The 10,355-nt window shown below is 37.3% G+C and carries 10 protein-coding genes and 1 pseudogene; 9 read left to right on the forward strand and 2 right to left on the reverse strand.

The features are described from left to right. Positions 1-625: 625 nt before the first annotated feature. From gltS to FTT84_RS09770, 8 genes are all read left to right on the forward strand, one after another. Positions 626-1,867 carry a sodium/glutamate symporter gene (gene gltS / locus FTT84_RS09735; RefSeq protein WP_067764515.1) on the forward strand — a complete coding sequence of 414 codons (1,242 nt, stop codon included), beginning with the start codon at positions 626-628 and terminating at the stop codon, positions 1,865-1,867. Between the two features lie 63 nt (positions 1,868-1,930). After that, the gene (locus FTT84_RS09740; RefSeq protein ID WP_180057817.1) at positions 1,931-3,406 is read left to right on the forward strand and encodes a sodium:alanine symporter family protein; all 1,476 of its coding nucleotides are present in this window, start codon (positions 1,931-1,933) and stop codon (positions 3,404-3,406) included. A 246-nt stretch (positions 3,407-3,652) separates the two neighbouring features. Next, positions 3,653-4,645, forward strand: a complete 993-nt coding sequence (locus FTT84_RS09745) for a patatin-like phospholipase family protein (RefSeq protein ID WP_180081070.1) — start codon at positions 3,653-3,655, stop codon at positions 4,643-4,645. Positions 4,646-5,009: 364 nt separating this feature from the next. Next, complete coding sequence (locus FTT84_RS09750; RefSeq protein WP_167348721.1) at positions 5,010-5,186, forward strand: hypothetical protein; 177 nt, start codon at positions 5,010-5,012, stop codon at positions 5,184-5,186. 303 nt (positions 5,187-5,489) lie between these two features. Continuing rightward, positions 5,490-6,011, forward strand: a complete 522-nt coding sequence (locus tag FTT84_RS09755) for an acyl-CoA thioesterase (RefSeq protein WP_067764501.1) — start codon at positions 5,490-5,492, stop codon at positions 6,009-6,011. Positions 6,012-6,206: 195 nt separating this feature from the next. Next, positions 6,207-6,812 (forward strand): TetR/AcrR family transcriptional regulator, encoded by a 606-nt coding sequence (locus FTT84_RS09760; RefSeq protein WP_067764498.1) that lies wholly within the window; start codon positions 6,207-6,209, stop codon positions 6,810-6,812. Then, positions 6,799-8,007: an MFS transporter gene (locus FTT84_RS09765; RefSeq protein WP_180081072.1), complete on the forward strand. Its 1,209-nt coding sequence runs from the start codon at positions 6,799-6,801 to the stop codon at positions 8,005-8,007. Before FTT84_RS09760 ends, FTT84_RS09765 begins: the two co-directional genes overlap by 14 nt. Beyond that, complete coding sequence (locus tag FTT84_RS09770) at positions 8,007-8,900, forward strand: LysR substrate-binding domain-containing protein (protein ID WP_180057829.1); 894 nt, start codon at positions 8,007-8,009, stop codon at positions 8,898-8,900. The genes FTT84_RS09765 and FTT84_RS09770 overlap by 1 nt, the downstream gene beginning before the upstream one ends. A gap of 82 nt (positions 8,901-8,982) precedes the next feature. On the opposite strand, the gene FTT84_RS09775 is transcribed toward FTT84_RS09770, so the two are convergent. Further along, complete coding sequence (locus FTT84_RS09775) at positions 8,983-9,894, reverse strand: DUF4349 domain-containing protein (RefSeq protein ID WP_180081074.1); 912 nt, start codon at positions 9,892-9,894, stop codon at positions 8,983-8,985. Between the two features lie 192 nt (positions 9,895-10,086). Between FTT84_RS09775 and FTT84_RS09780 the strand changes: the two genes are divergently transcribed. Beyond that, entirely contained in the window at positions 10,087-10,266 is a 180-nt protein-coding gene (locus tag FTT84_RS09780) for a hypothetical protein (RefSeq protein ID WP_373685009.1), read from the forward strand. Here the strand turns inward: FTT84_RS09780 and FTT84_RS09785 are convergent. Then, positions 10,259-10,355 (reverse strand): annotated as a pseudogene (locus tag FTT84_RS09785) (IS1 family transposase); the annotation flags it as partial. The gene FTT84_RS09780 and the pseudogene FTT84_RS09785 overlap by 8 nt on opposite strands.

Consider the following 10,355-nt stretch of genomic DNA (forward strand, 5'->3'; position numbering starts at 1 on the left):
AAAATGATCGTTATTAAAAAAGCCTGACGTTGTTCAGGCTTTTTTATTTGGATTCGCAAATTTTTAAACTTTATGGATAGGGTATAGGACTTTCCTGTTCACCACTGCGCATAAGTTTTAGAAAAAAATGATTAAAAAGTATTCAAATAAATTAACTGAATGGTAAAAAAAAGCAGAAATATTCAATTTTTTTATATTTTGTATAGATTAAAAAAAGGTGCACATTCAAGTAAAAACAAATAGATATAAATTTAAATTATAGTAAATAAAACTTTTTGTAATTAAAATTAATGAAATTTATCTGTTCTCCACGCATAATGTGCGACTTTTCTAATCAGCATTCGATTTATGTCTTTCATCTATGATGGGAATGCTGTTGTAAGTATCGGTTTAGTTAGAATGAACTACTTTTATGGATTTGTTTTGTCGAATTGAGTTTTCACTTTTTTAAACTCAGACATACATATTTGAATCAGATGATGAATATTTATGATTGGCATTTAATAGGCTGCAAGCTTGATTTATTGGTTAAAATTACAAATTGGAATTGTATTTTAGGTAATAAAAGCTACTAATTTCTATTAAGTGGACTAATAAATATTCAAACCATTTTGGACAAATTATTATGGAATTTAGCTTTAACGCATTTTATACCTTAATTGCGGCGGTGATCGTTCTTTTATTAGGACGTTTTCTTGTAAAGAAAATCAGTTTTTTGAGTCGTTACAACATTCCTGAACCTGTAGCTGGTGGTTTGGTTGCTGCAATAATCTCACTGGTGGTACATAGCATTTGGGGTTATAGCATCACTACGAGTAGTGAATTACAAACCAGTTTCATGTTGATTTTCTTCGCATCCATTGGTTTAAGCGCAAACTTTGCCAAATTGAAAGAGGGAGGAATTGGTCTTGTCATTTTCCTCGTAGCCGTTGCTTCTTTCATTGTTGTGCAGGATGTTGTTGGTATCAGTCTTGCAACTTTATTAGGTATTGATCCACTGATTGGTTTAATTGCAGGTTCAATTACTTTAACAGGTGGACATGGTACAGCAGGGGCTTGGGGTGAAATTCTTGAAGTTGAACATGGTATACAAGGTGCATTAGCCTTGGGTATGGCGAGTGCAACTTTTGGTTTAATCATTGGTGGTATTATTGGTGGACCATTAGCTAAGTTGCTAATTAATCGTTATAGCCTAGCAACTCCGCGCACGAATGAGCAAATTGAGCGTAGTGATAACACACCACTAGCTGATATTAATTCAACAGAATATGTACCTTTTGAATATCCACATCGTGTTCGCTTAATTACCGCAGATAATGCAATTACGACTTTGGGTCTATTTGCTGGCTGTTTAGCGTTTGCTGATTTTATGACGGCTTTCAGTAAAGGTACGATGTTTGAATTACCGACATTTGTATGGGCTTTAGCTGGTGGTGTCATTTTACGTAATGTATTAGAAGGCATTTTCCGCGTACAAATTTTTGATCGTGCAATTGATGTATTTGGTAATGCTTCATTATCACTTTACTTAGCAATGGCGCTATTATCGTTGAAATTATGGCAACTATCAGATCTTGCAGGACCATTAGTTGTCATTCTGGGTGCGCAAACATTAACAATGGCATTGTATGCTGCATTTATCACTTTCCGTGTAATGGGCAAAAATTATGATGCTGCGGTTTTAGCGGCAGGTCATTGTGGTTTTGGTATGGGCGCAACACCTACCGCCGTTGCAAATATGCAAGCCATTACCAATATGTATGGCCCATCTCATAAGGCTTTCTTAATCGTACCTCTATGTGGCGCTTTTTTTGTTGATTTGATTAACGCAACAGTTATTCAATTAATTCTTAAATTTTTTGCTTAATTTAGAAAGGCTCTTCAAAAAAGAGCCTTTCATAGTTTTGACCATTTAAAACTAGGGTTGAATATGAATGAACAATTAAATGAAACCCTGTTGGGGTGGATTAAAATTTTTAATGACCCACTTTGGGATTTCCTTGTTGTCTTCTTGGTTGCTGTTGGTATTTTTTATACTGTAGTAACAGGTGCAGTCCAGATTCGCCTATTCATTCACAGTATGAAAGTGATGAAATCTAGCCGAAAGGAAGGTGATGATGATCATGGTATTACACCATTTCAGGCTTTTGTAACGGGTCTTGCAAGTCGTGTCGGTGTGGGTAATGTGGCCGGTGTTGCAATAGCAATTGCTATTGGTGGGCCTGGTGCAGTCTTTTGGATGTGGATGACGGCATTCTTAGGGATGAGTTCTGCATTTGTTGAATCTTCTCTAGCTCAACTTTTTAAAGTGCGTGATACTCAAAATCAGCAATTCCGCGGTGGACCAGCTTATTACATTACCCAAGGCTTAAAACAAAAATGGTTGGGTGTGGTATTTGCGATTGCCCTGATTTCAACCTATGGCTTTGTGTTTAATGCAGTACAAGCCAATGCCATTACAGGTGCAACTTCACATGCTTGGGGTTGGGATAAAGCCAATCTAGTATTGAGTTTGGGCAGTTTTAGTTTTGAAATTTCATGGGTAGGGTTATTCCTTGTTTTTATAACAGCGCTGATTATTTTTGGTGGTATTAAGCGTATTGCAAAAGTTGCAGAACGTTTTGTTCCATTTATGGCATTACTTTATTTGGCAGTCGCGCTCTATATCGCTTTTGCTAACTTTGCAATCTTGCCTGATATCTTCCAGTTAATATTCAGCAAAGCATTTGAGTTTGATGCTGCGGCTGGTGGTTTCTTCGGTGCTATGGTTTCTATGGCGATGATGCAAGGCATTAAGCGTGGATTATTCTCAAACGAAGCGGGTATGGGTTCTGCTCCGAATGCTGCGGCAGCATCGGATGTTAAACATCCTGTAAACCAAGGCTTGGTGCAAATGTTGGGTGTATTTGTAGATACCTTCGTAGTGTGTACTTGCACCGCTATTATTATCTTGGCATCAGGTTTATACGAAAATGCTGGATTTGAAGGCGTTGCACTCACTCAGATGGCACTTGAAAGCCAAATCGGTGCTTGGGGCGATGACTTCCTAGCAATTATTCTATTCTTATTTGCTTATTCATCAGTGATTGGTAACTATGCTTATGCAGAAGGTAACGTCCAGTTTATCAATAACAATCCCAAAGTCATGTTCGTGTTCCGAGTGTTTGTATTAATGATGGTTTATCTGGGCTCAGTTATGAGTGTACCAGTGATTTGGAATTTGGCAGACTTATTTATGGGCGTGATGGCGAGTATTAACCTATTCGCTATATTGTTGCTGACACCTTTCCTTTTGATGTTGTTAAAAGACTACACATCACAGTTAAAGAGTGGCGTGAAAGAGCCCGTGTTTAAGTTAGATAAACATCCAAAATATAAAGATAAAGTGAATTCTGATATTTGGTAATCCTGTTTTTATCAATAAAAGAAGCTGCTATTTATAGCGGCTTCTTTTTTACAGTACTGAATTGAGCTTGTATCAATTGGCACACCGTAACTTCACCGAAGAGCGCGCGAGTCAATGTTTAATAGTTAAGGTTTCGATATAATAAATGCAGTTTGGCTATTACCGAATTATAACAGTGGTTTCAAAACCGAGTGTTTAGACTACGTCTTTCCTTAAATCTTGAGTTCGAATTTGGAAAATCTCCCCATGAAAAGTAGAAGCATTTTGATTGCATCGGTAATCCTTGCCATTACAGGCTGTCAGAGTGTTCCCTCTAAACCGCTTAATGCTCAACACACTACTGAAATTTCAAAATACAACGCTGCACCTGCACAAGTCTCGGCAAATCGTATTGATTTCAATAAAGTTAAAAAACAAGAAAAGCGCCCGATTGTTGCTTTGGTTTTGGGAAGCGGTGGTGCACGTGGTTATGCGCATATTGGGGCGATTCAGGTACTTGAACAACAAGGCATCAAGCCAGATTTTATTGTCGGTACAAGTGCAGGAAGCATTGTGGGTTCATTGTATGCGTCAGGAAAAAATGCAGCAGAACTTCGAAAAATTGCCTTAGATTTAAAAGCCAATGATGTACGTGATATTCGATTAGACATGAAAGGCTTTTTTGATGGTAAAAAAGTTGAAGACTTCATTAATCAGCAAGTTGAAGATGTGCCTTTAGAACTCCTTAAAACACCAATGTATGTTGTTGCAACAGAATTAAAAGACGGCAAAAAAGTTGTTTTTAATTATGGCAATACAGGGCAGGCGGTGCGTGCATCTGTGTCTATACCCAGTATGTTTATTCCCACTATAATAGAAAAAACGGAATATGTTGATGGTGGCTTGGTTAGCCCTGTACCCGTGGATGTAGCACGTGAGCTAGGGGCGGATATCATAATTGCAGTTGATATCTTAGCGCGGCCGATACATACAGAAACTTCAAATGTATGGGGATTGTTTAACCAAAATATTAATATTATGCAAAATCGATTGGCGCAAGAAGAACTTAAACGTGCCGATATTGTGATTCAGCCTGATTTACGTGAAAAAGCACATATCTTTGATGTAAAGGGCCGTGAGGCGACAATGCAGGCGGGTGAGGAAGCGACTTTTGAAAAGCTTTCTGACATTTCAAGGGTATATGCACAGCATAAATATAGTTCAGGTCATAATATTCATTATATGGCGGCACAAGATTAGTCACCTCATTTGAACATATATTGCTGGCCTCTATTTTTTATGTAGAAATAGGGGCTTTTATTTTTCTTAAAATCCAGCTATTGATTCAATAGTGATCGATAAAAGCTTAATCACTTATCGTAAATAGATATTATTTTATTGAATAAATTGTATTTATATTAAACAAAATATTCATTTGTAAAATTAATTTATTGATATTTATTAAAAAATAATAACTAATTGGTTTTAACTGTATACTTATATTATATATCTATATTACCTTTTTATTCATATATTTAAGTTTACCGAGTGTTTTAAAGTGTTTAGACTTCCTACATTATATTAATACTTTAAATCAATAACTCTTTTATAGGGGGAAATGTAGATGCAAATGCTTCAGGTAGGACAAAAAGTTAAGCTTGCTATGATGGAAAACAGTGTATTTATCATCACTCAAGTGAAGATTGACAATACTTATACTGTTGAAAGTACTCAAGACGGTGGTCAAAAAACCAGTTATGACAATGTATCTTTCGAGATGTTAAAAGTCTTAGCGGATTAAATCATTGTGGTTAAAATCATTTCACCATATAAAATACTGACTGACGATCACCATTGCTAAAATGCAGATTGCTCATCGCTAAGTAAATCTGTATGCAGGTGTTTATACAAATTATATCAATACAGTTTAAAAGTGACGGTAATATCGGCTTTTATTTGTGTTGATATATATTTTACTGAATGATGGCATGATCACTATAAATAATAATGATGGTTTTTTTGCCGAATTGAACATTTAATTTGCATTTAAATCTATATAATAATCACATTAATCATTGTTATATCACGAGTCTAGAGAAACAAGATGTCCCCATTAGATCAAATTGCGAATGCACTAGACGACCAGTCCGAATTATCGATGTCAGTCCTCATGACGCCTGACATGGCCAATTTCTCTGGAAATGTGCATGGTGGAACAATTTTAAAATTGCTAGACCAAGTAGCGTATGCATGCGCAAGTCGTTATTCAGGTAGCTATGTGGTGACCTTATCTGTAGATAAAGTTAATTTTAAAGAGCCTATTCATGTCGGTGAATTAGTAACTTTCCTTGCAAGTGTGAACCATGTTGGTCGTACTTCTATGGAAATTGGTATTCGTGTCGAAGCACAAAATATTCAAAAGCGTACTGTTCGCCATACCAATAGCTGTTACTTCACTATGGTTGCCGTTGATGAGCAAGGTAAGCCGAAGCAAATTCCACCATTAAATTTAGATAATGACTGGAAGCGTTGCCGTTTTGAAGCTGCAGAGCATCGTAAAGTTGCACGTTTACAGGAAAATCATCATCCTTCATGCAGTATTTATAAGAAAACGCCACAAAGCTAAGTGGCGACTTCTGTTTAAAAAAAGATCACTTATGTGGTCTTTTTTTTCATTCAGATAGTGAATTTTATCCACAATAAATCCCGAGTGTTCTACTAAAGTTTAGGGCCTAAATTCTGTTTAAGCATAGTTTTTAGCTGTCTTAGCATTTAAAATAAAACGATACGTAGCGTTTCGTTTTTACTGGTACGGTGCTAAATGAGTGAGACTGAAAAAACTTCTCGACGTAAGCAATGTATTTTGCAAGCTGTCGCAGATGCCTTGGCTGAACATGATTATCGTAATATGACGGTAGAAGATATTGCTGCACGCGCAGGGGTGGGTAAGTCAACCATTTATCGCTGGTGGAAACATAAATCTGATTTGGTTTTTGATGCCTTTAAAGAGCAAACAGCATCTGTATTTGATTTAGATTTAAGTCAAAGTTTAGAGTTCAATTTAAATCAGCAATTATTAAAATTATCTTATGCTTTGAACCAGCATGTCGGGCGGGCATTGTTAGTCGTAATGGCTGAACATCGAGAAGCTGCGGGTGAATTTTTTAAACAATATTTATTACCGCGTCGAGAAGCGACGCGTGCGCTAATTCAACTGTCGATTCAACGTCAAGAAATTCGTGCAGAGTATCCATTTGAGCTGATGCTGGATATGTTGTATGGGCCTATTCATTACCAAATTATTTTCTTTAATCGCAAACCTGATGCTGAATATATTCAGCGCTTAGTTGAACTTGCACTCGCACCGGTACGTCAAAATACAGCGTTGTCAGCACGCACACAGGTGAGTGTTGATGAAACAAAATAGCCTAAGCCTTTGGAACCGTGCGTTTATATTTTGCCTATTCAATAATTTATTTTTATTTACCTATTATTTTGCGCTGTTGACCATTTTGCCAATTTACATCATGAACGACTTGGGTGGAACGGTACAACAAGCAGGTATGGCACTGACCTTATTTTTAGTGTCATCCATTGCCATTCGCCCATTTTCAGGAATGATTGTAGAGAGAATTGGTAAGGCGCGTTCTGTACGTATAGCTGGCATCATTTTTGTTGTATTTGCTTTTGCTTATTTATTAATAGAAAGCATGTGGTCATTACTGCTGGTTCGTTTTCTTCATGGCTTTTGGTTCAGCATATTAACCACTGTGAATGTACCGATTGTGAATGATTACATTCCCGATGAGCGTAAGGGGGAAGGCATGGGCTACTTTGTGATGTCGACCAACTTAGGTGTTGTTTTTGGGCCATTTCTGGCACTAACCCTGATTCAATTTGCCAGTTTTAGGCTGTTATTTGCCGTCTTAGCTGGCATCGTAGCATTAGGTTATATTTTTACTTGGCTTATCAATATTCAAGAAAATACAACTGCCAAGCAGAGTCCAAAGCCTCAAGCTAAGGGGAATTCGAGTTTGCAGCTCCATGATATTGTAGAAAGCAAAGTATTAGCGATTGGTTTTGTTGCATTACTCACAGCATTTGCCTATTCCAGTGTAATGAGTTTTATCACAGCTTATGCAGAAGTGAAGCAATTACTCGCATATACCAGTGTCTTCTTTATTGTATTTGCTATTTCAATGTTGTTGGTAAGGCCTTGGGTGGGAAGGTTATATGACAGCAAAGGCCCGAGTGCGGTGATATACCCATCTTTTGTGTTTTTTGCCATCGGTTTAGTGATTGTGAGCTTTTTAAATAACCAATGGGTGATGTGGCTATCAGCAGTATTCATGGGTATTGGTTATGGCTCAGTTTTTCCATGTTTACAGACCGTTGCGATTCAATCGGTTGAAAAGCCACGCATGGGACATGCGATTTCTACCTTTTTCACTTTGTTCGATGTTGGTCTCGCTGTGGGTTCTGTCGTAATGGGAGTACTCATTACTTGGATGGGCTTTCAAGCGACTTATTTATTCTGTGCTGCGATGGTGATTGTGACTTTAGTTGTGTATCACCAAACTGTAGCAATCAAATTTAAACGCAGTGGGTTGGGAGTTGAATAATGGAATTACGACATTTGCGATATTTTATTGCGGTTGCCGAGGAACTCAATTTTACCAAGGCTGCACAGCGCATGTGTACGGTTCAACCGTCATTGAGTCAACAAATTAAAGATTTAGAGCATGAAGTCGGTGTGCAACTACTTATGCGTACCAATCGTAAAGTAGAACTCACGGCTGAAGGCCAAGCATTCTTAAAAGAAGCACGTTTAAGTTTAGAGCATGCTGAAAAAGCCATCATGGATGCACGTCAGATTGCGCAATTAAGTAAAGAGCAATTGAATATTGGTTTTGTACCTGTGGCAGAGATGAAAGTATTTCCATACATCATGCCAAATATTCGCGCGCAGTTCCCTGAATTAAAAATCCACTTCCATAGTTTGATGGACATAGATCAAATTAGTGCAGTTCGTAAGGGTGAAATTGATATTGCCTTTACCCGTTATGTCGAAGAAAGTCCTGAAATTGAATCTGTACAGATATTTACAGAACCACTTGCGTTGATTATTCCTAAAAATTCTCCCGTGGCTGAGCAGCGTCATATCAGCATCAAAAGCATGAATCAGCAAGACTTTATTATCAGTGACGAGCATTCATCACCTGAGCTGTATCGTATTATTCAGGACTTTTTCAAGCAAAATAAACTGAATGTAAATTTGGTACAGCATTCGACAAATATTTTGCTGAATGTGAATTTAGTCGGTATGGGGGTAGGTTGGAGTTTAGTTCCATCTTATGTGATTCCATTGCTTGGAGATAAGATTTTAGTGAAGAATACGGTTGAGCCCTTACCAACGATTGGGCTGTATGCAAGCTACCGCAAGGATCGTAAGAATGACGCCATTGAATTGATACTTAAAGTATTAAAAGAACAGTTCTACATGGGCTTTTTCTAAAAGTAGAACATAAGTAAAAAAACTCCCCATTACATCGATGGCGAGTTTTTTTCAGCTGCTCACTTTTCAAAAAAGAGAAGTCTTATTTTGTCGATTTATCGATATACGGTTTGATCACACGATAAAGCAGCCAAGCTAAGAGGCCAATCAGATAAAGTGGCCAAATGGTAATGAGGATGACCAATAAACTGAGTACAAATTGCCAGCCTTTTTGTATGCCATACCAAGCACGTTGCCAGAAACTATCACCATTTAGTTGAGCAACTGCATCAAGATTGATGTCATAGCGCTCACGCACAGTTGTTGGTTGTGTCAAAGCAATCACTATCGTACTAAATTGAACGCGATCTTGTACTTCAAGTCGAGTCAACCGTGCAATTTCACTCAATTGTGCTGTAGCAACATGCTCAGGCAAAGTTTGGCTTTGTCCCATTTTTTGTTCGAGCAGTTTTAATTCATATCGTTTTGCTGAATATTGTTGAGCATTTAAAAAGTGCATCAGCGGTAATAATTGATTCACAAACTGCGCTGCTTTTGCACTTGGAATTCGGACAATCATCTCAGCTTGTGGAGAAACCTTTTCAAAAATTTTAATTTTGCCATCGGCAATGTTTTGAGAGGTTGAATCTTGCACGACAAAACCAATATTCTTTTGTTCGATAAAACCACCTGATTGAAGGGTAATTTTTTCAATTTCCAAGGCTGATTTCACTACATCTTTGGCTTCAAAATTAATATTTGCCTCACGCACCATCTTGCGGCCATTTTCCGCTGCATTCACCTGTTCATTAATGATTTGGCTGGGTTTTTGTTCGGTGATTGGTGCTGTGGATGGCGTGTTGCTTTGCGAGGTATCAGTTGTAGCTTCATTGGAAGCAACGACATGTGAGTCTTGCGTTTCTTGACTCGCCTCACTGGCTATTTCTTCAGTTTTTTTCGAACAACCTGACAGGACTATAAGCGTCAAAATTGCAACTAAATATTTGTTTTTCATTTAAAAGGCTCAAATTGGTATTGCTATGTATAAATTGGTTTTAAATTATTGAAGTATTTAAATTGAAAATTAGAGTGATTTTTTTCGCGTGGGTATTGTAACCAAATAGGCAAATGGAAAGATTATCCGGAATAATTTTCTACACAAATCGGCGTATAGTAAAAGCATAAAAACAAGGAAAGAAAACAACACATGAAAAGCATGAAGCTGTATAGCAATACACGATCACGTAGTAATACGATTTTACCTTTACTCAAAGAGTTGGATATTGAGCAGCAAATTGAAATTGTGGAAGTACCTTATGAGGAGATGCATCAACCTGCATATTTGAAAATTAGGTGGTGTTTCAAAAAGTATGCTGACATTAAATGAAACCATTATTGATGTAAAAAAAGGTTAAGTCGAAGGCTTTAAAATGGTTTTCAATCTTTTTGGAGAAATTACAACTCTTTCTAAAACCG

It is taken from the genome of Acinetobacter sp. YH01019, assembly GCF_013420285.1.
Classification (GTDB): Bacteria; Pseudomonadota; Gammaproteobacteria; order Pseudomonadales; family Moraxellaceae; genus Acinetobacter; species Acinetobacter gandensis.